The sequence below is a fragment of the Oleisolibacter albus genome (genome assembly GCF_003336875.1).
Lineage (GTDB): Bacteria > Pseudomonadota > Alphaproteobacteria > Azospirillales > Azospirillaceae > Niveispirillum > Niveispirillum album.
In genome coordinates, this window is sequence record NZ_QGNJ01000006.1 from 241,376 (window position 1) to 263,947 (window position 22,572).

Annotated in this window: 15 protein-coding genes and 1 riboswitch; of the genes, 13 read left to right on the plus strand and 2 right to left on the minus strand. The window is 70.1% G+C overall.

Annotation, left to right across the window (positions count from 1 at the left end):
* The first annotated feature begins 1 nt into the window (after position 1).
* The 10 genes from DK368_RS10705 (at position 2) to DK368_RS10750 (ending at position 14,779) form a co-directional block, all read left to right on the plus strand.
* Entirely contained in the window at positions 2–3,016 is a 3,015-nt protein-coding gene (locus DK368_RS10705) for a virulence factor SrfB (protein ID WP_114393934.1), read from the plus strand.
* 13 nt (positions 3,017–3,029) lie between these two features.
* Positions 3,030–5,645: a virulence factor SrfC family protein gene (locus DK368_RS10710; RefSeq protein WP_114393935.1), complete on the plus strand. Its 2,616-nt coding sequence runs from the start codon at positions 3,030–3,032 to the stop codon at positions 5,643–5,645.
* Between the two features lie 3 nt (positions 5,646–5,648).
* On the plus strand, positions 5,649–6,758 hold the full coding sequence (locus tag DK368_RS10715) for a tetratricopeptide repeat protein (protein WP_114393936.1): 1,110 nt from the start codon (positions 5,649–5,651) through the stop codon (positions 6,756–6,758).
* Positions 6,755–8,848, plus strand: coding sequence for a vWA domain-containing protein (locus DK368_RS10720; RefSeq protein ID WP_114393937.1), 2,094 nt, complete (start codon positions 6,755–6,757; stop codon positions 8,846–8,848). Before DK368_RS10715 ends, DK368_RS10720 begins: the two co-directional genes overlap by 4 nt.
* Positions 8,849–8,861: 13 nt before the next feature.
* Positions 8,862–9,578: an ABC transporter ATP-binding protein gene (locus tag DK368_RS10725; protein WP_114393938.1), complete on the plus strand. Its 717-nt coding sequence runs from the start codon at positions 8,862–8,864 to the stop codon at positions 9,576–9,578.
* A complete protein-coding gene (locus DK368_RS10730; RefSeq protein WP_114393939.1) occupies positions 9,578–10,825 on the plus strand; it encodes an FtsX-like permease family protein in 1,248 nt (415 codons plus the stop codon). The genes DK368_RS10725 and DK368_RS10730 overlap by 1 nt, the downstream gene beginning before the upstream one ends.
* A 10-nt stretch (positions 10,826–10,835) precedes the next feature.
* On the plus strand, positions 10,836–12,380 hold the full coding sequence (locus tag DK368_RS10735; RefSeq protein WP_205028150.1) for a formylglycine-generating enzyme family protein: 1,545 nt from the start codon (positions 10,836–10,838) through the stop codon (positions 12,378–12,380).
* 29 nt (positions 12,381–12,409) lie between these two features.
* The gene (locus DK368_RS10740; protein ID WP_162305987.1) at positions 12,410–13,120 is read left to right on the plus strand and encodes a glycine zipper 2TM domain-containing protein; all 711 of its coding nucleotides are present in this window, start codon (positions 12,410–12,412) and stop codon (positions 13,118–13,120) included.
* 11 nt (positions 13,121–13,131) lie between these two features.
* Complete coding sequence (locus DK368_RS10745) at positions 13,132–13,629, plus strand: hypothetical protein (protein ID WP_114393941.1); 498 nt, start codon at positions 13,132–13,134, stop codon at positions 13,627–13,629.
* A gap of 91 nt (positions 13,630–13,720) precedes the next feature.
* A complete protein-coding gene (locus DK368_RS10750) occupies positions 13,721–14,779 on the plus strand; it encodes a S1C family serine protease (RefSeq protein ID WP_114393942.1) in 1,059 nt (352 codons plus the stop codon).
* Between the two features lie 55 nt (positions 14,780–14,834).
* Here DK368_RS10750 and metE read toward each other — a convergent pair whose 3' ends face one another.
* Together metE and DK368_RS10760 are read right to left on the minus strand one after the other, a co-directional pair.
* Positions 14,835–17,207, minus strand: a complete 2,373-nt coding sequence (gene metE, locus DK368_RS10755) for a 5-methyltetrahydropteroyltriglutamate--homocysteine S-methyltransferase (RefSeq protein WP_114393943.1) — start codon at positions 17,205–17,207, stop codon at positions 14,835–14,837.
* Positions 17,208–17,313: 106 nt separating this feature from the next.
* Positions 17,314–17,522: riboswitch (cobalamin riboswitch) on the minus strand.
* 60 nt (positions 17,523–17,582) lie between these two features.
* The gene (locus DK368_RS10760) at positions 17,583–18,488 is read right to left on the minus strand and encodes a LysR substrate-binding domain-containing protein (protein ID WP_114393944.1); all 906 of its coding nucleotides are present in this window, start codon (positions 18,486–18,488) and stop codon (positions 17,583–17,585) included.
* Between the two features lie 152 nt (positions 18,489–18,640).
* Here DK368_RS10760 and DK368_RS10765 point away from each other — a divergent pair, with 152 nt between their 5' ends.
* From DK368_RS10765 to DK368_RS10775, 3 genes are read left to right on the plus strand one after another with little or no spacing between them, the layout of a single operon-like run.
* Entirely contained in the window at positions 18,641–19,666 is a 1,026-nt protein-coding gene (locus DK368_RS10765) for a putative 2-aminoethylphosphonate ABC transporter substrate-binding protein (protein WP_114393945.1), read from the plus strand.
* A complete protein-coding gene (locus tag DK368_RS10770; protein WP_114393946.1) occupies positions 19,663–20,811 on the plus strand; it encodes an ABC transporter ATP-binding protein in 1,149 nt (382 codons plus the stop codon). The genes DK368_RS10765 and DK368_RS10770 overlap by 4 nt, the downstream gene beginning before the upstream one ends.
* A complete protein-coding gene (locus DK368_RS10775) occupies positions 20,808–22,532 on the plus strand; it encodes a putative 2-aminoethylphosphonate ABC transporter permease subunit (RefSeq protein WP_114393947.1) in 1,725 nt (574 codons plus the stop codon). Before DK368_RS10770 ends, DK368_RS10775 begins: the two co-directional genes overlap by 4 nt.
* Positions 22,533–22,572: the final 40 nt, after the last annotated feature.

Sequence of the window (22,572 nt, forward strand, 5' to 3'; positions counted from 1 at the left end):
CATGACGCTTCCGCGGCTGGTTGGTTTCGATGAAGAGATCTCGCTGATCGTCCGCAGCGGCATCCAGTTCGTCGATTTCGGGATCACCCTGAACATGCGCGGGCTGGCGCCCGGCGGCTTCACCCGCAGCCAGAGCCAGAGCGCCCTGGTGCGCCTGGACCTGGTCGATGGCGATTATTGCGAGCCGGGCAGCACCCGGCGGGTCAAGCCGGAATACGAGGCGGACCTCCGCACCTCGCTGGAACTGCTGGGCGATGTCTGGCTGCCGGTGCCGATCCTGCGCATCCATGGCAGCAACCGCTTCGACACCGGGCCGACCAACTGGGCGCGCGCCCGGCTGGTGCCGCTGCGCGACGGCGAGGACGAGGACGGCCACACCCACCGGCTGGTGCTGGCCTTCGACACCAATGCCGACGAGCGCCTGCAGCAGGGCGCCGCCTATCTGGCGCCGACCATGGAGGAGGTGCAGCAGGGCGCGGCCAAATACGCCCTGGCCTGGCGCGGCTATGACCCCACGCCCTATCTGGATCTGCCCTGGGTCAACGACTGGCTGGCCAACCTGTTCGAGGAGAACGCCCGCGCCCGCCTGCGCATGGACGCCGAGAGCATCGAGGAGGAGCTGACCCGCGAGCGCAAGCACCAGCAGCACTATCTGAACCTGCTGTGGCTGATCGGGTCCAGCCTGCGCGGCACCGGCCGCACCCATGACCGGCCGGTGCCGGTGTTCGCGCTGCTGTCCAACAGCCGTGACCGCGCCGGCGAGCCGATCCAGGTCGATCTGGCCCTGGATGTGGGCAACAGCCGCACCGTGGGCATCCTGGTGGAGAACCACCCGATGGAGCAGGACGGTCTGCGCGACCGTTATATCCTGCAACTGCGCGACCTGTCGCGGCCGCACATGATCTATGAGGACCCGTTCGAAAGCCGGGTGGAGTTCGCCGAGGCCGTGTTCGGCAAGGTGGACTATTCCTGCCAGAGCGGGCGCAACAGCTTCCTGTGGCCGACCATCGCCCGCGTCGGCCCGGAGGCGGCCCGTCTGGCCGCCCGCCGCCGCGGCACCGAAGGCTCCACCGGCCTGTCCAGCCCCAAGCGCTATCTCTGGGACAAGGAGCGCTATGTCCATGGCTGGCGCTTCAACGAGGCCTTCAACAAGGGCGAGGCCGAGCCGCTGGCCACGGCGTCGCCCTTCGGCGACCTGATCAACGATCTGGGCGAGGCGCTGTACGACAATCCGGACGACCTGCCGGTCTTCCACCCCAATTACAGCCGCAGCGCCCTGATGACCTTCATGCTGGCCGAGGTGCTGGCCCAGGCGCTGATCCAGATGAACAGCCCGGGACAGCGCATGAAGCAGCGCCAGTCCCATTTCCCGCGCCATCTGCGCTCGGTCATCCTGACCGTCCCGCCCTCCATGCCGAAGCCGGAGCGGCAGATCTTCGAGGCGAGCGTGCGCCAGGCCATCGCCCTGGTGTGGAAGGCCATGGGCTGGCATCCGCTGGACGCCGTGCCCCGCTTCGGCGAGCCGGACCCCGATAGCTATCCGCCGCTGCCCACCATCCTGATCCAGTGGGACGAGGCGACCTGCGCCCAGGTGGTCTGGCTCTACAGCGAGATCATCAACCATTTCGGCGGCCGCCCGGCCGAGTTCTTCAAGGCGGCCCGCAAGCCGCGGCCGGGTGACCGGGAGGAGCGCAGCCTGCGCATCGCCTCCATCGATATCGGCGGCGGCACCACCGATCTGGTCATCACCGATTACCGGCTGGACCAGGGGCGCGGCGCCAACGTCTTCATCGAACCCCGGCAGGTGTTCCGCGACGGCTTCAAGGTGGCCGGCGACGATATCGTGCTGGAGGTCATCAACCGTCTGCTGATCCCGGCGCTGGAGACGGCGCTGCAGGAGGCCTCCGTCACCGATCCCGGCCCGGTGATCTCCCGCATGATGGGGGCCGAGGCCTCCGACGTGCAGGAAAAGGTGCTGCGCCAGCAGCTGACGGTGCAGGTGTTGTACCCGCTGGCCCTGCATCTGCTGAAGGCCTATGAGGGCTACAATCCGCTGACCCCGGTGGAGGAGCAGACCCTGACCATCCGCGAGATGCTGGGCATCGAGGATGACGAGCCCTTCGCCGCGGTCTGCGACTATGCCCGGCGCTGCGTGCGCCAGGTGGCCGGTGTCGGCGGCTTCGAGCTGCTGTCGGTGCGGGTGCCGTCGCGGCTGCACCGCCTGCACGATTTCTTCCTGCATGGCGACATGGAGATCTGCAAGACCATCCAGTCCCTGTGCGAGGTGGCCAACCTCTATGACTGCGACTGGCTGCTGCTGAGCGGCCGGCCCAGCCGGCTGCCGGGCATCCTGTCGGTGTTCCGGGCGCTGCTGCCGCTGCCGCCCGACCGCATCCTGCCGCTGCACAACTATCGTACCGGCGACTGGTACCCGTTCAGCAGCCAGCACCGCATCGTCGACCCGAAGACCACGGCCGTCGTCGGCGCCACGCTGTGCATGCTCTGCCGCGAGCGGCGGCTGCCGAACTTCTATTTCCAGGCCCAGAACCTGAAGCTGACCTCCACCGTGCGCCATATCGGCATGGTCGACCGCAACATGACCATCAAGGACGAGGACGTCTATTACAGCGGCATCGACCTGGATGACGAGACCTACGAGCTGGACGAGAGCGTCAGCTTCGACATGCGCGGCCCCATCACCCTGGGGTTCCGGCAGCTGTCCAGCCCGCGCTGGGGGGCTGCCCCGCTCTACCGCCTGGAGTTCCGCCAGGAGGAGGGCGACAGCCGCAACCGCGCCCGCGATGCCCTGGACCGCGGCGCCCAGGACGGGGCCGTGCTGAAGGTGCGGCTGAAACGCCAGCGGCGGCCCTATGACACGGTGGAGGTGGCGGAGGTACTGTCCTCCGCCGGGGTTGCCCTGTCGACCAAGACCCTGCGGGTGCGGCTGATGACGCTGAACGCCGTCGGGCTGGAAGAGAACAGCTACTGGCTCGACACCGGCAGCATCGTCCGTTGAGGAGAGACGACCCGTGAACGCTTCATCCGACACCCTCTCCAAACGCTGCGACGAGATGAGCCGCGGCATCGGCCGCGCCATCGACTGGGTGGCCGATGTCCGGCCCGGCGCCGAGCGGCTGGACCGCGACGCCGACGGGCTGGTCGAGCAGCTGCGCCGCCACCGCAACCAGCTGCGGCGCCTGGGCGCCGCCGCGCGCCGGCCCATGTCGGTCGGCTTCTTCGGCCTGTCGCAGGCCGGCAAGTCCTACCTGATCTCCGCCCTGGCCAGCGGCGCCAACGGCGATCTGGAAACGGTGATGGACGGCCAGCGCCTGAACTTCATCGACCATGTCAATCCGCCGGGGGGCGGCAAGGAGGCCACCGGCCTGGTCACCCGCTTCTCCCGCCGTGCCCGCACGGTTCCCGCCGGCTATCCGGTGGAGCTGAAGCTGCTGTCGGAAGCCGACATCATCAAGATCCTGGGCAACACCTTCTTCTGCGACTTCGATGAGAAGAAGGTGCGGCTGGACACCGACCCCGCCACCATCCATGCCGAACTGAAGGCGCTGCAGCACCGGCGCCAGCCCCAGCCCGTCCCCGGCCTGACCGCCGACGACGTGCTGGACGTCATGGATTATTTCAGCAAGCGCTTCCCCGTGCGCATGGAGCCGCTGAAGGGCGATTTCTGGCCCACGGCCATCGCGCTGGCCCCCTATCTGGGGGCGCAGGACCGGGCGCAGCTGTTCGCCCCGCTGTTCGGGCGGGTGCCCGATCTGGTCAACACCTATATCAAGCTGCGGGCCGGGCTGGAGCGGGTGGGCCATGCCGAGCGGGTGTTCGCGCCGCTGACGGCGCTGGTGCAGCCCGACGGGTCCGGCGGGCTGACCCAGCTCGACAACATCGTCAATGTCGACATCATGTTCCGGCTGGGCCAGGACGATGCCGACCGGCTGAGCCTGCTGCCGGCCACGGCGGACGGCTATGGCGCCGCCGCCGACCTGCCGCGGTCGCTGCTGGCCGCGCTGGCGGTGGAGATGTATTTCGGTCTGGCCGACGCGCCGCGGCAGAGCGGACTGGAAGAGGTCGATCTGCTGGACTTCCCGGGCTACCGCGCCCGGCTGAAGGTGGAAAGCCTGGATGACGCCAAGTCCAAGCTGCAGAGCCGCGACGCGCTGGGCGAACTGCTGCTGCGCGGCAAGGTCGCCTATCTGTTCGAGCGCTACACCGACGATCAGGAGATGAACGTCCTGATCTTCTGCACCCCCAGCGACGAGCAGATCAACGTCACCGAGGTGGCCGACGCCCTGAGCAGCTGGATCCGCCTGACCCAGGGCGAGACCCCGGAGCGGCGGGCGCAGCGCCAGCCCGGCCTGATCTGGGCCATCACCAAGTTCGACAAGCGCATTTCCGGCGAGCTGGGCAAGCCCGACGACCTGCTGCGGATCGGCTGGAACAACCTGATCGTCCAGGTGCTGCTGGAGCGGTTCGAGGGCGAAGGCTGGGTCAACGACTGGGCGGCCGGCCGCCCGTTCGACAATCTGTTCCTGGTCCGCCGCCCCGGCATGGCCGGCGCTTTCATCGACACCGACGGCCAGCGCCAGGAGACCGGGCTGCTGCCCAGCCGGCAGCAGACCCTGGCCGATCTGCGCCGCACGCTGCTGGAAAGCCCGCGCACGGCCCAGCATATCCGCGACACGGCCGAGGCCTGGGACGCCATGCTGCGCCCCAATGACGGCGGCATGTCGCGGCTGGCCGGCTATCTGCGCCAGGTGGCCCGGCTGGAGGTGAAGCTGGAGCGCATCGCCGAGCAGGTGGCGCAAATCCGGCACGATCTGGTCGAGGTGCAGCTGGGCCGCTATTACCGGGCCGATGGGGCCGACGCGGTGGCGCGCAAGCGCCTGCTGGCCGAGCAGGTCACCACCGCCCTGACCGAACAGGCCACCTTCTTCGGCGAGTTGCTGCGGCTGCTGCAGCCGGGGCCGGAGCATCTGCGCTCCCTCTATGTCCAGGCCGAGGAAGATGGCGGCGAGGCGGCACCGGCCAAGCGCGGGCTGGTGGTTCTGGGCGGCGCCAAGACGGCGGGGACCCCGGCGACGGGCCGTGCCGCCCGCTTCGCCAAGGCCTGCATCACCGCCTGGATCAAGCAGCTGCGCGGCCTGCCCGACAGCCACGGCGTGCTGGCCTATGTGGGGATGACAGCGGACATGCTGCAGGGGCTGGCCGACGAGATCATCACCGGCGCCCTGCGCAACCGTCTGGAGGAAAGGCTGGTGCGGGCCCTGGACGAGGCCGAGGCCCAGGCCGGCACCACCCGCAGCCGGCTGGCCGACCAGCAGGTGCGCATCGCCTGCATGATCATCAACGAGTATGTGGACTGGCTGGGGCGCGCATCGCCCCAGGCGGTCCCCGGGGTGGCCGACGGCTTCATCGCGCCGCCGCCGCCCGACGGGCTGCCGGTGCTGAGCGACGACAGCGCCCGCTTCACCGAACGCTACATCCTGGGCTGGTTCGACGCCTTCCGGGAAACCGCCATCAACAATGCCGGCCATGCCGCCGGCAGCGAGATCACCCCGGAGCAGAATGAGCGCATGGGCGCCATCCTGGCCCTGATCGCCGACCGATCCGAACACCGTCCTGCCGGAGCCTGACCGATGCCCTTGCGTGTCGACCTTTCCTATGATGCCGGCCGCGGCCCGGGGCACGCCCTGGCCCGGATCGCCGGCATCGCCACGCTTCCCGGCGATCTGGCCCTGCGCATCGCCCGCAACAGCGACGGCCATTACCTCAACGCCGACCGCAGCTGGGGACCCAGCGAACGCTGGCTGCCGCTGTCCGGCGCCCGGGTGGAGGGCGGCGACCTGCAGGTGCCGCTCGGTCCCGAGATCGTGGACAGCATCGTCGGGGCGCCGCCGAACATCCGCTTCCAGTACCTGTTCCGCCTGGACGGCCGGGACGAGCCGGCCAAGGTCACCATCGGCAGCGATGTGCGCACGGGCAGCGGCGGCGGCAGCCGCGCGCCCGAACCGCGGCCGGTCCAGCCGCCGCCTTCCCCATTGCCGCCCGGCCCGCTGGAACCGCCCCCGGTGCTGACCGCCGGCGAGCCGCCGGTGACGACCACCGGGACGACCGGGCCGGTGGACAGGCCGATCGACAAGCCGGACACCGGCTCCGGCGGCCTGACCCGGCTGATCCCCTGGCTGGTGGGGCTGGCCGGGCTGCTGGCGGGCATGACCGGCGCCGCCTGGTACCTGAAGGTGCCGCCCTTCGCGCCGAAGACGGCCGAGGCAGAGGCGACACCGGCCATCCCGGCGCCCGCCCCCCAAGCGGCTGCGGCGCCGGCCGGGCTGGAGACGCTGGCCGACATCAACCGCTTCCTGCAGGGCAATCCCAGCCCGGCCGACGCCTTCCAGGCCGGCCAGCAGATGCAGGAGCGCGGCAAGGCCGATCTGGCCATGCTGCTGTTCCAGAACGCCGCCCGCGGCGGCCAGACCGAGGCACTGGTGGCCCTGGCCCGCATGTACGATCCGGAGAGCTGGTCGCCCACCACCAGCCCCCTGCCCGCCGCCGATGCCGAGACGGCCGCCTATTGGTACGAGCCGGCGGCCCAGGCCGGCGACGTGCTGGCGCAGCGCCGGCTGGGCAAGCTGCTGATCGATCTCAACCTCAGCCCGCAGCAGCGCGAACAGGGGATCGCCTGGCTGACCAAGGCCCGGGATGCCGGCGATGCCGAGGCGGCCAAGATGCTGGAGACGCTGAAATGAATCCGGCCCGCCGCCTGCTGGCCGGCGCCCTGACCGCGCTGACGGTCCTGGCCCTGCCCCTTCCCGCCGCCCAGGCCCGCGACCCGCTGCTGATGCCGGGCAAGCAGACGCTGTTCCAGCGCGTGCTGGCCCGGCCCGGTCTGGTGCTGAAGCGCGCGCCCGGCGACGGGCCGGGCGCGGCCCAGCCGGCCCTGACCCGCTTCTATGTCTATGACCGGCGCGAGGTCGCCGGCACGGAATGGCTGGAGGTGGGGCTGACGGCCAAGGGCAAGACCGACGGCTGGGTGCAGGCGGACATGACTCTGCCCTGGAAGCAGCAGCTGGCCCTGGCCTTCACCAATCCGGCCAACCGCGACCGCTCGCTGTTCTTCGCCCAGCGGGAGGATCTGGCCGGCCTGCTGGAGACGGACGACCCGGCCAAAGCCGTGGCGCCGCTGCGCAGCAAGATCCTGTCCGGCGGCAGCGACCCCAAGGTGGTGGCCGTCGAGCCGGACACCTATGTGGACATCCGCGACAAGTTCTATCTGCTGCCGATCCTGGGGGTGGAGGAGACCTTCTCCGGCAGCGGGCACCGCGTGCGCCTGCTGGAGGTGGCCTCGGTCTCACGCAATGACCCGGCCGCGTCCCCCCAAGCGGGTACGGCCCAGGCGGGTGCCGCCCAATCCAGCACCCCGGCGGCCGGTGGCGCGCCGCAGGCCAGCCTGCTGCGCAACTTCTCGGCCTCCGTGGTCTTCGTCGTCGATACCACCATCTCCATGGGGCCGTACATCGACCGCACCCGGCAGGCGGTGAAGACCATCTATGACAAGATCGGCAAGGCCGGGCTGGGGGATCAGGTCCGTTTCGGCATGGTGGGCTTCCGCTCCAGCCTGAAGGGTGCCCCACAGCTGGAATACACGGCCAAGCTGTTCGCCAACCCCGCCGAGGTCAAGGGTGGCGATGACTTCATGCAGCGCGTGGCCGAGGTCAAGGAGGCCACCGTGTCCAGCGCCCGCTTCAGCGAAGACGCCTATGCCGGCGTCATGACCGCGCTGACCGAGGTGCCCTGGGCCCAGTTCGGCGGGCGCTACATCGTGCTGATCACCGATGCCGGCGCCCTGCCGGGCAAGGACCCGCTGTCGGCCACCGGGCTGGATGCGGAACAGGTGCGGGCGGAGGCCGCCTATCGCGGCGTGGCGCTCTATACGCTCCACCTGAAGACACCCAAGGGCAAGGACAACCACGCCGAGGCCGAGCAGCAGTACCGGGTGCTGAGCCAGCACAGCCTGTTGCCGACCCCGCTCTATTATGCCGTGGAAACCGGTGATGTCGGCAGGTTCGGCACGCTGGTGGATACGCTGGCCGACGCCCTGACCGAGAATGTCAAGGCCGCCGCCACCGGCCAGGCCGTGGCCGGCAGCGCCCAGACCGCAGCCGCCGGCTTCACCACCGCCTCCCCGCCGAAGGCGGCGCCGGCCAAACCGGATCCAGCCAAGGCGGATCCGGGGAAAACGGACCCGGCGAAGGAAGATCCCGCCCAGCGCATGCGCCGCGAGGCCGCCCTGCTGGGCCATGCCATGCAGCTGGCCTATCTCGGCCGCACCGCCGGCACCCAGGCCCCGCCGCTGTTCAAGGCCTGGATCAGCGACCGCGATCTGGCGAAGCCGGACGTGGCCACCACCGAGGTGCGCGTGCTGCTGACGCGCAACCAGCTGAGCGACATGCAGTCGGTGCTGCAGAGCATCGCCAAGGCGGCGGAAGCCGCCCGGTTCGAGCCGGCCGAGTTCTTCAACAAGATGCGGTCGGCGGCGGCGGTGCTGGGGCGCGACCCCAACGCCATCAACGATCCCAAGGCCACCCGGCTGGCCGATCTGGGGCTGATGGGCGAGTATCTGGAGGACCTGCCCTATCAGAGCAAGGTGCTGCAGCTGGACCAGGAGACCTGGACGGCCTGGAGCATCGGCCAGCAGCAGGCCTTCATCGACGACGTCAACCGCAAGCTCCGCCTCTATCAGGTCATGCATGACGATGTGGACCGCTGGGTGGCCCTGGACAATGGCGCCGACCCGGGGGAAAGCGTCTATCCCGTGCCGCTCGACCTGATGCCCTGACGGACCGGGCGCCATGCTGGAGATCGAGGGGCTGGTCTGCCGCCGGGGCGATGCCGGACGGGGCTTCCATCTGGAAGTGCCGCGGCTGCACATCGCCGCCGGCGAGGCGGTGGCGGTGACCGGGCCGAGCGGCTGCGGCAAGAGCACGCTTCTCGACGTGCTGGGGCTGGTGCTGCGGCCGGGACAGGCCGACCGCTTCGTCCTGGGCGGGCCGGACCGGGCCGTGGACATCCGTGCCCTGTGGCAGGGCGGCGGGGCCGACCCCATGGCCGGGCTGCGCGCCCGCGCCATCGGCTATATCCTGCAGACGGGCGGGCTGCTGCCGTTCCTGACGGTGCGTGACAACATCGCCCTGTCGCTGCGGCTGCTGGGACAGCGCGCCGATGCGCCCCACCTGCCAGCCCTGGTGGAGACGCTGGGGCTGACACCGCTGCTGGACAAGCGCCCCGCCGCCCTGTCGGTGGGCGAGCGGCAGCGCGTGGCCATCGCCCGCGCCCTGGCCCACCGCCCGGCCCTGCTGCTGGCCGACGAGCCCACCGCCTCCGTCGATCCCGATACGGCCGGCCGTATCGTCACCCTGCTGCTGGAGGCCGTGCGGGCGCTGGGCACGACGCTGGTGCTGGTCAGCCACGACTGGGACATGCTGGACCGCCTGCCGCTGCGCCGCCTGCGCGCCGAGCCGGTGGCGGGGGCCGCCGTCCCGACCACACGCTTCGGGGGAACGGGCTGATGCCGGCGCCAACCCCGGTCCCGGTGCAGCCGTCGCTGCGCCATCCGCTGCGTCTGGCCGTGCTGCTGGCCCTGCGCGATGCCGCGCATGAATGGCGGATGACCCTGTGCCTGGTGGCCGGGCTGGTGGCGGTGCTGTCGCCGCTTCTGGTGCTGTTCGGGCTGAAATTCGGCATCGTCAGTGCCATGACCGACAAGCTGGTGGCCAATCCCCTGACGCGCGAGGTGCGGCTGGTCGGCAGCTACAGCCTGGCGCCGGACTGGTTCACAACGCTGCGCGCCCGTCCCGACGTGGCCTTCGCCGTGCCCCGCACCCGCTCGCTGGCGGCGACGCTGGACGTGATGGATGCCGGCGGGCGCGCCCTGCCGCCGCTGTCGATGCAGCCCACAGCCCCCGGCGACCCGCTGCTGGCCGGCCTGCCGCAGCCGGAGACGCCGCTGGATGTACTGGTCAGCCGCCCGGTGGCCGATGCCCTGAACGTCCGCAGCGGCGACAGCATGGCGGCGCTGCTGTCGCGCCGCCTGCAGGAGCGGCAGGAGGTCCTGCGCCTGCGCCTGCGCATCGTCGGCGTGGTGCCGGAGGCGCAGGGCGGACGCAACACCGTCTTCGTGTCCCCGGACCTGCTGACGGCGGCGGAGCGCTACCGCAGCGGTTTCGCCGTGCCGTTCCTGGGGGCCGGGACCGGCGCCACGACGGGCGAGCTGCCCCCCTTCGCCAGCGCCCGCCTGTTCGCCCGCAGCCTGGACGACGTGGCCGGTCTGGCCGGCTGGCTGCGCCAGCAGGGCTTCGAGGTGCAGACGGAGGCGGCGGAGATCGATCTGGTCCGCGCCGTCGACCGCGCCCTGTCGGTGCTGTTCGCCACGCTGGCGCTGATCGCGGTCGGCGGCTTCCTGGTGTCGCTGGCCGCCAGCCTGTGGGCCAATGTGGAGCGCAAGCGCCGCGATCTGGCCCTGCTGCGCCTTGTCGGCTTCCCGGTCACGGCGGTGTCACTGTTCCCGGCCACCCAGGCGGCGCTGGTGGCCGGCCTGGGCACCGGCCTGTCGCTGCTGCTGTTCCTGGGCGTCGCCGCCCTGCTGAACGCCGTGTTCGCCAGCGGCCTGCCCGCCGACACGCTGGTCTGCCGCCTGGCCCCGGTCCATGCGCTGCTGGCCCTGCTCTCCACCCTGCTCCTGGCTCTGACGGCCTCATTCATCGGAGGATTCCGTGCGATCACGATCGATCCGGCGGACAGTCTGCGCGATCTCTAGGACGGGAGGCGTGCTGGCCCTGTGTCTGGCGGCCGCCCTGCCGGGCCTGACCGGTACGGCCGTGGCCGCGGGCTGGGAGGAGAAGCTCTACAACCCGGTGCCGCTGCCGGACGACGTGATCCTGCCGCTGCCCTGCGACGGGGCCATGGCCTTCCGCAAGGTGGTGGTGCCGTCGGGCGGCCCGCTGGACGATTATCAGGTGACCATCGGCGGCAGCGACGCGGCCCAGGGCTATGCCGAGGCGTCGCGGCAGGTGCAGATCGCCGGCAGCTTCGCCGACGGCAAGGCCAAGCGCTACATCCTGATGGCCAAGTACGAGGTCAGCGAGCTGCAGTACCAGGCCCTGACGGCGGAGACCTGTCCGACGCCGTCCATGAAGGGACGCATGGCCCAGGGCAGCGTCAGCTGGATCGACGCCGTCGCCTTCGCCGACAAATACAGCCTGTGGCTGCGCGCCCACGCCAAGGACAGGCTGCCGCATGACGGGGACGAGGCGGGCTTCGTCCGCCTGCCCACCGAAACGGAATGGGAGTTCGCGGCCCGCGGCGGCGGGGCCGTGTCGCCCGCGGATTTCCAGGAACGGCTGTTCCCCATGCCGGAGGGGCTGGGCGCCTATGTCTGGTATGGCGGCAGCCAGTCGGCCAACGGCAAGCCGCAGCTGACCGGGCTGCTGAAGCCCAACCCGCTGGGGCTGCACGATATTCTGGGCAATCTCGACGAGATCGTGCTGGACCCGTTCCGCGCCAGCAAGCTGGGCCGGCTGCATGGGCAGGCCGGCGGCTTCGTGGTCCGCGGCGGCAATTACCTGACGGCGGAAGCCGATATCCGCAGCGCCTACCGGCAGGAGGTGCCCTATTACCAGGGCGAGGGTCCCCGCCGCGTCAAGACCACCGGCTTCCGTCTGGTGGTCGCCGGCCCGGTCATCACCTCGCCGGCCCGGCTGAAGGAGATCCAGGCGGCGTGGCAGGGGCTGGGCAGCGTGTCCAAGGCCGACGCCGTCAAACCCGATCCCCTGGCCGGAAAGGCGGCGGAGGACCCGATCGACGAGCTGGGCATCATCACCAAGGCGGCGGAAAGCCCGGCCATGAAGGCGCGGCTGGAGAAGCTGGGGCTGACCCTGCGCCAGAACATCGCCGAGCGCGACGAGCAGCGCGACCGCTCGGCCCGCACCACCCTGCGCCTGGGCGCCTTCCTGGGCCAGAAGCTGCGCGACGACGGCCATGCCGTGGCCGGCCTGCGCGACATCGTCAAACGCCGGCAGGCCAGCGCCCCGGACGAGGAGCGCACCCGCAGCATGGCCGAGCAGCTGAAGACCGACGAGGCGGCCCTGACCGACAACCTGAAATACTACGCCGACACGGTGATCGGCACGGCCGGCAACTATTCCGCCGACACCATCGCCAAACAGGCAGAAATCCTGACAGTCGAACTGAACAGTCTTGGTTTGTCCTCGCTGGTGCCGCTGCTGAAGAAGCATATCGAGCACATCAGCAGATACCAGAAGGACGGAAAGGTCAGCCGCAGCCAGTGGCTGGATGATTGGTCCAAGTTCTAAATACTCACGCGGAGATGGGGGAGATTATCATGACGCTTTCCAAGGGGTACCGCGCCATCGCCACCGCGGTGACAGCCAGCTTCCTGCTGACAGCCTGCGCCACCACCAGCGGCGATCCGGGCCGGCCGCTGACACCGCAGGAGCAGGCCCTGCGTGAGCAGGCCAAGAACTATGAATCCACCGTGGTCGAGGGCGCCCTGCTGGGCGCGCTGGCCGGCGGTCTGATCGCCGCCGCCTCCGGTGGGAACAAGAAGGATGTGGCCATCGGTGTGGCCGCGGGGGCGGGTGTCGGCGCCGTGGCCGGCAACTACATCGCCAAGAAGAAGCAACAATATGCCACGGCCGAAGCCCAGTACAATTCCATGATCGCCGACGTCCAGACGGAGAATGCCCGCCTGGCCGACCTGTCCGACAATGCCCGCCAGGTCATCGCCAGCGACATGAAGGAGATGGAGCGGATCGACGGCCAGATCGCCGCCGGCACCCTGTCGGTGGCCGACGCCAAGCGCCAGATGGCGGCGGTGGACAGCAACCGCAAGGTGCTGCTGGCCACCCTCGACGGGCTGAAGAAGAAGGAGGAGGACCTGCAGGAGATCCAGAAGCAGGCCGCCGCCCTGGGCAACAAGGCCCAGCAGCAGCAGATGGACAAGGAAATGCAGGCCCTGCGCACGCAGATCGCGGCGCTCCAGGGCGAGGTGGACACGCTGGTGCAGCGCCGCAAGGTCTCCCGCGTCGGCTGAGGAAACAGACCATGACCAGCATGACACAAATGACGCGCGTCGGCGCGATCCTGGCCGCCAGCCTGCTGCTGTCGGCCTGCCAGACCGATGCCGACCCGTCCAAGGGCGGCTTCCTGTCCGGCGTCCAGGGCATCACCTCCGGCGGCTATGAGCAGCGGCTGCAGGACAAGCAGCAATCGCTGGAGAACGCCCAGGACCAGCAGGTGCAGCGCCAGCGTGAGGTCGAACGCCTGACGGCGCAGCAGCAGGCCGTGGCGCGCCAGCGCACCCAGGCCGAGCAGAAGCTGGCCGCCCTGAACAGCGACCTGGACAAGGCGCAGGCCAAGCTGAGCACGGCGCGCAAGGACACCAGCAAGCTGAAGCAGCAGGTGGAGAGCCTGAAGAAGCGCATCGCCCTGGCCGAGCAGAATCCGTACCTGGATGACGGGGAGAAGGCGCGGCAGCTGGAGACTCTGCGCAAGGAGAAGGAAGCGCTGGAGCAGGAGGTGGACCTGGCCGTCAAGCGCTGACGGCCGGGCAACCGGCAGGGGCGTCCGTCCGGCCCGGAGCGCGGGAGCGGACGGACCCTCCGCTTTGGCTTTGTTGTGCGGGGAGCGGGTGATGCGGCAGGGGTTGATCGGGCAGCGGTTCGGACGGTGGTTCAGGCAGCGGTGGGGCAGCGCAACGGCCTTTGGCGTCCTTGCCCTGGCGGTCTCGCTGGCCGGCACCGCCTGGGGCCAGCCGGCCCCCGATGCGGCCGCGAAACAGGCGCGGATCGAGGCGTTGCGCGCCATGCTGGACCGCGACATCTGCCAGAACCGCGCCGAGGCGGAGGCCCTTCTGGCCGCCGGGGCGCCCCCCGCGCCGACAACGCCGCCCGGCAGCGCGCCGGCCAAGCCGGTCGCGGCGGAGGTGGCACCAGCGGGCATGCCCCCGGCCCCGTCGCCGGACAAGACCGGAACGGCGACCGAGGCGGCCAAGCCGGAGCCGGACACACCACGCCGGCTGTCACGCGCCGCGTTGGTGGAGCGGCTGAAAGCCGCCGTGGTGCTGGTGATCGCCGGGGAGGACAGCGGGTCCGGCTTCTTCATCAGTCCCACACTGATCCTGACCAACTATCATGTCATCGAGAAGGCCAAGGACGGGACGGTCATCGTGGTCGGGCGCGGGACCAACACGCCGCGCCGCGCCCGCATCGTGGCCATGGCGCCGACCTCCGCCCAGAATCAGCGGGACTATGCCGTCCTGGAAATCGAGGGCCCCGGTGCCGCTGTCACCCTGGGCCTCAGTGGCTTCTCCAGCGAATTGGACGATGTGGTGGCCGCCGGCTATCCGGGGCTGCTTCTGGCCAACGACCAGAATTTCACCGCGCTGATCGGCGGGGATCTGACGGCGCTGCCGGAACTGGCCTTTTCCCAGGGGCAGGTCATGGCCCGCCAGAACAGCGGCCGGGGCGTGATGACCCTGGCCCATTCCGCCGCCATTTCCGGCGGCAACAGCGGCGGGCCGCTGGTGGATGCCTGTGGCAACGTCATCGGCATCAACAGCTTCATCAATGTCTCGGTCGAACAGGCATCCCGCGCCGGCTTCGCCCTGGCGGCCACGGATGTCATGGATTTCCTGGGCGAGCGCGGGGTTGGCTTCACCCGTATCGGCCAGCCCTGCCCGGCCGCGAATTGAAACCGCGACTGGCCCGAGAAGCCCGGTGATCGACCACGATCACCGGGCCTTGGGATCAGGCCTGCGAGCGCAGGGTCCGGGCGGCGGACACCATGTTGGCCAGCGCCGGCCTCACCTCCTCCCAGCGGCGGGTCTTCAGTCCGCAATCGGGATTGACCCAGATCTGATCGGGGGACAGGTTCTTCCCGGCCCGGACCAGGAGATCAACCATCTCCGCCACCGTCGGCACACGTGGCGAGTGGATGTCATAGACGCCGGGTCCGATCTCGTTGGGGTAGCGGTAATCGGCGAAGGCGTCGAGAAGCTCCATCTTCGAGCGCGAGGTCTCGATGGAGATGACGTCGGCATCAAGGGCACCGATGGCGGCGATGATGTCGTTGAACTCCGAATAGCACATATGGGTGTGGATCTGGGTCGCCGGCCCCACGCCACAGGCCGCCAGCCGGAAGCTCTCCACCGCCCAGTTCAGGTAGGCCGGTCCGTCCGCCCGCCGCAGCGGCAGCCCTTCGCGCAGCGCGGGTTCGTCGATCTGGATGATGGCGATGCCCGCCGCCTCGAGATCGGTGACCTCATCGCGCAGGGCCAGGGCGATCTGGCGGCAGACCGTGGCACGGGGCAGATCATCCCGCACAAAGGACCAGTGCAGCATGGTCACCGGCCCGGTCAGCATGCCCTTGACCGGCCGTTCCGTCAGGGATTGGGCATAGCCGGCCCACCCCACCGTCATCGGCCGCGGCCGCGACACGTCGCCGACGATGATCGGCGGCCGCACACAGCGCGAGCCGTAGGACTGCACCCAGCCATGGCGGGTGAAGACATAACCCTCCAGCTGTTCGCCGAAATACTGGACCATGTCGTTGCGTTCGAACTCGCCATGAACCAGCACGTCGATCCCGATCTCCTCCTGCCAGCGGATGGCCGCTCCGGTCTCCTGCCGCAGGAACGTCTCATACTCCACGGCGGACAGCCGGCCCTTGGCATGGTCGGCGCGGGCCTTGCGCACGGCGTCGGTCTGGGGAAAGGAGCCGATGCTGGTGGTGGGGAAGACCGGCAGATGCAGACGCTGCGCCTGCAGCCAGCGCCGCTCGGCATAGGGGATGCGGCGGGCCATGTCCGCGGTCACCGCCTCCAGCCGCGCCGCCACGGCCGGATTATGGATGCGCGGCGAGGTGCGGCGGCCGTGGACGGCTTTGGCCGCGGCGGCCAGATCCGCCGCCACGGCGTCGGATCCCTCCGTCAGCGCCCGACCGAGCACGGCCAGTTCCGTCATCTTCTGGGCAGCGAAGGCCAGCCAGCTCCGCAGCTCCGGATCGAGCTGCACCTCGGCGTCACTGTCCATGGGCACATGCAGCAGCGAGCAGCTGGGGGCCAGCATCAGCCGCTCCGTTCCCAGCCGGCGCACCGCCGGGGCGATGCGGTCGAGCAGGGCCGGCAGATCGGCACGCCAGACATTACGGCCGTCGATGACGCCCAATGACAGGCAGGCATCCGGGCGCAGTCCCGCCAGCACCGCGTCCAGCTGGCCGGCACCGCGGACCAGATCCAGATCCAGATGCAGACCGGCCACCGGCAAGGACAGTGCCGTGTCCAGATTGTCGCCCAGCGGTCCGAAATAGCTGGCGACCAGCAGCTTCAGTCCGGGTGCCGCCGACGCCAGCACCGCATAGGCCCGGCGCAAGGCGGTGCGGGCGGCCCCGTCGAGATCCAGGACCAGACAGGGTTCGTCCATCTGCACCCAGTCTGCCCCGGCCGCCCGCAGGCGCCGCAGCACCTCGGCATAGACCGGCAGCAGATCCTCCAGCAGCGTCAGCGGGCGGAAGCCCGGCTGCCGGGACTTGGCCAGCAGCAGCCAGGTGACAGGACCGAGCAGCACCGGGCGGGTGTGAATGCCCAGCGCCCTGGCCTCCAGGAATTCATCGACAGGCTTGGTGCCGGCCAGCTGGAAGCGCTGGCCCGGCTCCACCTCCGGCACCATGAAATGATAGTTGGTGTCGAACCATTTCGTCATTTCCTGCGCCGGCACACCGTCTGTCACGGCGTGATCCCCGCCGCAATCGCAGCCCGGTCCGGTCCCATGATCGCCGGCCGGATCGCCCGCGGGCCGGCCCTGGGTTCCGCGCGCCATGGCGAAATAGGTGGACAGCGGCACCGGGCCGCCGTGCCAGCCATAGACGGCAGGAATGGCACCGACCATGACCGACAGGTCCAGCACATGGTCGTAGAGGGAGAAATCGTTGCTGGGAATATGGGTGATCCCCAGCGCCTGCTGGCGGCGCCAACTTTCAGCGCGCAGCCGGGCCGCCGTGGCCAGAAGCTCCGCCGCATCGGTGCGGCCCGCCCAGTGGCTCTCCAGGGCGGATTTCAGCTCGCGGCGCAGACCGATACGCGGTACGCCGAGCGTGGCAATGGCAAGATTGGACATTGGCATGGACCCCATGATGGATGGGGGCAAAGGCCATAGCGGACGCGACAGGCAGGCCCCGGACGGATCCGATGCGGCCTGCCAAGGCGACACACCGGGACACCCCGCCCGTGGACGTTATCTGTTCATGGCAGGTCTCCTGGCTCGCGGGTCTTCGCCTGCCGCCCGGTCTTCCCAGGGCCGCGAGGACCCCAGTGACATGTTGGACGGAACGCTCGCCGCTGACAGTTGCGGGGGCAGCGCCGGCCTTGCACCGGCTTCCCTCTTAGCCCCGGCACCACCGCCAGGGCGGGCCGGGGAACCATGACCATGAGACGCTAGCGCAGCGCCGCCACAGCGTCAACAACACATAAGGACTTCTTTATATCGTTATGCGTTCTGTCACTCCGCCGGATCGGTGCTCCAGACGGGATGCGGCCAGGTGCCGGACATGGTTTCCACCACAGTCAGGAAGGCGCGCACACTGCCCAGCCGGCTGCGCTCACGCAGGCACAGCACATATTCGTCCAGTTCCAGCTTCAGCCCGTGCAGCGGCCGCACCGTCAGGGCCGGATCGCCGCTGAATTCAGCCTCGCAGATGAAGGCCAGTCCCAGACCGGCCTTCACCGCCGCCAGCTGCGCCTCACGCGAGGCGATCTCGATGGTGTCGGGCAGGGTCAGTTCCGCCTCCGCCAGCACCCGCTCCACCACGCGGCGCGTCATCGATCCCGGTTCCCGCATCAGGATGCGCTCCGCCCGCAGATCGTCCGGCGCCACGCTGGCGGCGGCGGCCAGCCGATGCTCCGCCGGCAGCATCAGCACCACCGGCTCCCGCCCCAGTGGCAGGCCGGTCAGGCGCGGGTCGATGGTCGGGCTGGCCAGAACCGCCACATCCAGCCGCATTTCCAGCAGGTCGCGGCGGATCGTCTCGGCATTGCCCAGCGACAGGCGCAGCTTGACGCCGGGATGACGGCGGGTGAATTCCGCCAGCAACGGAATCACCTGCACCGGCCCGTCCGCCCCCACATTCAAGGTGCCGCCGGTCAGGGCGCGGTGGCCGGCCAGCAGTTCCATGGCTTCCTGCTCGGCGGCGAACAGGCGGTGGGTGATCTCGTGCAGGGTCTGGCCGGCGGGCGTCAGCGCCACCCCCCGCCGCTCCCGCACGAACAGCAGCAGGCCGTAACGCTCCTCCAGCGCCTTGACCTCCGCCGACAGGGTCGGCTGCGAGATCGACAGGGCCCGCGCCGCCTGGGTGAAGCTGCCTTCGCGCGCCACCCAGTGGAAGGCACGCAGCTGGGTATGCAGCACCGGGATCTCCTATAGGCTGGATCTATGCTGGCCATTGATACGATGGATTTCCAATATACGTCACCCCCCTGCCATGGTGCGGCCGCAACAAAGGCGGTGCCCCGGCCCGCGGATGTTGCGCTCGCGTTCCGTTTGTTCCCGAGGTGCCCTCAATGCGCCGTTCACTTTCGTTGCTGTCCTTCGCTCTTGCCCTGGCCCTCGGCCTGACGGCACCGGCCGCGTGGGCGGCGACCAGCCTCACCGTCTATACGTCGCTGGAGGCCGATCAGCTGAAGGCCTACAAGGAGGCGTTCGAGGCGGCGCACCCGGAGGTGGAGATCCGCTGGGTGCGGGACAGCACCGGCGTCATCACCGCCCGTCTGCTGGCGGAGAAGGCCGCCCCCAATGCCGATGTGGTCATGGGCGTGGCCGCCACCTCGCTGATGCTGCTGGACCAGGAGGGCCTGCTGGACGGCTATGCCCCGGCCGGGCTGGACAAGGTGAAGCCGGCCCTGCGCGACGGGCGGCCGCAGCCACACTGGATCGGCATGGATGTGCTGTCCTCGGCCCTGTGCGTCAACCGCACGGAGCGGGAGAAGCGCGGCCTGGCGGTGCCGGCGCGCTGGTCCGATCTGACCGATCCGGCCTGGAAGGGCCAGATCACCATGCCCAATCCGGCCTCCTCCGGCACCGGCTTCCTGATGGTCAGCGCCTGGCTGCAGATGATGGGCGAGGAGAAGGGCTGGGCCTTCATGGATGCGCTGGACCGCAACATCGCCAGCTACACCCATTCCGGTTCGAAGCCGTGCAAGCAGGCGGCCACGGGCGAATTCGCCATCGGCCTGTCCTTCGAATACCGTGCCGCCAAGCTGATCGACCAGGGCGCCCCCATTGAGCTGGTGCTGCCGGCCGAAGGGCTGGGCTGGGACATGGAGGCCGTGGCCATCGTCAAGGGCACGGCCAAGCTCGACGCGGCCCATACGCTGCTGGACTGGGCGGCGACGCCGGAGGCCAATGCCCTGTACGCCCGCAGCTTCGCCATCGTCGCCCGGCCGGAGGTCCAGCCGCAGCACAACCATATCCCCGCCGATCTGGAGACGCGGCTGACCAGGCAGGATTTCGCCTGGGCCGCCGCCAACCGCGACCGCATCCTGACCGAATGGTCGCGCCGCTACGATGCCAAGTCGGAAGCCAAATGAACGCTGTCCGTGGTGAAGGGGGGGAAGCCCCCCAGGACGCCCCCCATCTGGTGTTGCGGGGCGTCGGCCAGCGCTTCGGGACGTTCACGGCCCTGGAGGGCGTCGATCTGACGGTGCGCCGTGGCGAATTCGTGACGCTGCTGGGGCCGTCCGGGTCGGGCAAGACCACGCTGCTGCGCGCCATCGCCGGGCTGGCGCCACCGACGGAGGGCAGCATCCGGCAGGACGGTGCCGATGTCACCGCCGTGCCGGTGGAACGGCGCGATGTGGGCATCGTCTTCCAGTCCTATGCCCTGTTCCCGACGCTGACGGTGGCCGATAACATCACCTACGGGCTGCGCGCCCTGCCACGGCCGGAACGGCGGACGCGGCTGGAGGCCATGCTGGATCTGATCGGCCTGCGCGCCCATGCCGGCAAATATCCGGGCCAGCTGTCCGGCGGCCAGCAGCAGCGGGTGGCGCTGGCCCGGGCCCTGGCGCCCAACCCCGGCCTGCTGCTGCTGGACGAGCCGCTGTCGGCCCTGGATGCGGAGGTGCGGCGCGACCTGCGGGCCGAACTGCGCCGGCTGCAGCGCCAGCTGGGCATCACCACGCTGATGGTCACCCACGACCAGGAGGAGGCGCTGACCCTGTCCGACCGCATCATGGTGCTGAACCATGGCCGGGTCGAACAGGTGGGCAGCCCGTCGGACCTGTACGAGCGGCCGGCCAGCCTGTTCGTCGCCGGCTTCATCGGCGCCATGAACCGGCTGCCGCTGGCGCGGGCGCCGGATGGCGGTCTGCGTCTCGGCCGCTGGCCCCTGCCGCTGCCCGCCGATCCGGCGGCGGGACCTGCCCCGGTGCTGTGCCTGCGACCGGAATGGTTGGGGCTGGAGGATGGCGACCTCGCGGCGCCGCTGGTCGCAGACGGGCATCTGTCCCTGCCCGGCCGCGTGCTGGACAGCGAATATCGCGGCGCCCAGATCATGGTGCAGCTGGGGCTGGAGGATCCGGCCCGACCGGACCCGGCCCTGGCCGCGCTGACCCTGACCACGCTGCAACCGGCCTGGGGGCCGCTGGGCCGCGGGCTGGAGCCGGGCCGGCGGCTGCGGCTGCGGCTGCCGCTGGACCGTCTGCGCCTGTTCGCCGGGGACGGTGCGCAATGACCATGCCGCTTCCCCTGCCCCGGACGTCGCCGCGGCGCCTGGGCAGCCTGCTGCCGGCCGGATCCGTCCTGCCGCGGCCGGGATCGCTGCTGGCCGTCGCGGCACCGCTGCTGTTCCTGCTGCTGGCGCTGGCATTGCCGCTGGCGGCGGTGCTGTCCCAGGCGGTGCGGGACCGGGCCGGGCACTTTGTCGGGCTGGACAATCTGCGTGACTATCTCGGCAATCCGGCACTGTCGGCGGCCCTGGGCAACAGCCTGGCGCTGTCGGCGCTCAGCGCCGTGCTCTGCGTGGCGCTGGCCTTCCTCTATGCCTATGGGCTGACGCGGACCCGCATGAGGGGGCGCGGCCTGTTCGCTCTGGTGGCACAGATGCCGCTGCTGGCGCCGTCGCTGCTGCCCGGCATCGCCCTGGTCTATCTGTTCGGCAATCAGGGCTGGCTGAAGGGCATGCTGGGCGGGCACAGCATCTATGGCCCGATCGGCATCGTGCTGGGCGAGCTGTTCTGGACCTTCCCCCATGCGGTGATGATCCTCACCGCCGCCCTGTCGCTGGCCGATGCCCGGCTTTACGAGGCGGCGCGGGCCCTGAAGGCGGGGCCATGGCGGCGGTTCCTGACGGTCACCCTGCCCTCGGTCCGTGGCGGTCTAGTCTCGGCCTTCGTCGCGGTCTTCGCGCTGGTCGTCACCGATTTCGGCGTGCCCAAGGTCATCGGCGGGCAGACGCCGCTGCTGGCCACCGACATCTACCGTCAGGTCATCGGCCAGCAGAATTTCCAGCGCGGCGCCGTGATCGCCCTGCTGCTGCTGCTGCCGGCCCTGCTGGCGTTCCTGGCCGACCGGCTGATGGCCCGGCGCCCGGCGGCGTCCCTGGGCGGCAAGGCCGTGGCCCTGGTGCCGGCGCCCAACCGCTGGGTGGACGGTTTCTTCCTGCTGTTCTGCGGCGCCCTGGCCTTCTGCCTGCTGCTGATCCCGGCGACGGCGCTGTTCGCCTCCTTCGCCAGGCTCTGGCCCTATGACCTGACGCCGGTGCTGACCCATTACCGGTTCGAGCTGATGGATGGCGGCGGCTGGACCGCCTATGGCAATTCGCTGCGGCTGGCGGCCCTGACGGCCCTGTTCGGCACGGCGCTGATCTTCCCCGCCGCCTGGCTGGTGGTGAAGGGCCGGGCGCCGATGGCCCTGCGCCAGGGGCTGCACGGGCTGGCGCTGCTGCCGCTGGCCGTGCCGGGGCTGGTGCTGGGGTTGGGCTATGTCTTCTTCCTGGCCGATCCGGCCAACCCGCTGCGGCCGCTGAGCGGCACCCTGACACTGCTGGTGGTCTGCACCATCGCCCATTACTACAGCGTGCCGCACCTGTCGGCGATGACGGCCCTGCGCCGCCTGGACCCGGAACTGGAGGAGGCGGGCCGGGCGCTGAAGGTGCCGCCGGCCGTCACACTGGGCCGGGTCACGCTGCCGCTGGCCCTGCCGGTGGTGCTGGACATGGCGTCCTACCTGTTCCTGGCGGCCCTGACCACCGTCTCGGCCGTGGTCTTCCTCTATGATCCCGACAGCATGCTGGCCGCCCTGGCGGTGCTGGCCATGGATGATGCCGGCGACACCGCCCCCGCCGCAGCCATGGCCATGCTGATCTTCGGGACCGGCGCCCTGGTGCGTCTGCTCTGGGCGCTGGTCACCCGCAGCCTGCTGCGCCGGGCCGGGCGCTGGCGGGATGGGCGCTGAACCGAGGAGATCGGCGGCCGCCGACGCGCCCGGCGGCGGC

Coding starts and splice junctions, on each gene's coding strand:
- DK368_RS10765 (WP_114393945.1), top strand. CDS start 18,641: ATGCGCCGTTCACTTTCGTTGCTGTCCTTCGCTCTTGCCCTGGCCCTC.
- DK368_RS10770 (WP_114393946.1), top strand. CDS start 19,663: ATGAACGCTGTCCGTGGTGAAGGGGGGGAAGCCCCCCAGGACGCCCCC.
- DK368_RS10745 (WP_114393941.1), top strand. CDS start 13,132: ATGACCAGCATGACACAAATGACGCGCGTCGGCGCGATCCTGGCCGCC.
- DK368_RS10740 (WP_162305987.1), top strand. CDS start 12,410: ATGACGCTTTCCAAGGGGTACCGCGCCATCGCCACCGCGGTGACAGCC.
- DK368_RS10720 (WP_114393937.1), top strand. CDS start 6,755: ATGAATCCGGCCCGCCGCCTGCTGGCCGGCGCCCTGACCGCGCTGACG.
- DK368_RS10750 (WP_114393942.1), top strand. CDS start 13,721: ATGCGGCAGGGGTTGATCGGGCAGCGGTTCGGACGGTGGTTCAGGCAG.
- metE (WP_114393943.1), bottom strand. CDS start 17,207: ATGCCAATGTCCAATCTTGCCATTGCCACGCTCGGCGTACCGCGTATC.
- DK368_RS10725 (WP_114393938.1), top strand. CDS start 8,862: ATGCTGGAGATCGAGGGGCTGGTCTGCCGCCGGGGCGATGCCGGACGG.
- DK368_RS10705 (WP_114393934.1), top strand. CDS start 2: ATGACGCTTCCGCGGCTGGTTGGTTTCGATGAAGAGATCTCGCTGATC.
- DK368_RS10715 (WP_114393936.1), top strand. CDS start 5,649: ATGCCCTTGCGTGTCGACCTTTCCTATGATGCCGGCCGCGGCCCGGGG.
- DK368_RS10775 (WP_114393947.1), top strand. CDS start 20,808: ATGACCATGCCGCTTCCCCTGCCCCGGACGTCGCCGCGGCGCCTGGGC.
- DK368_RS10730 (WP_114393939.1), top strand. CDS start 9,578: ATGCCGGCGCCAACCCCGGTCCCGGTGCAGCCGTCGCTGCGCCATCCG.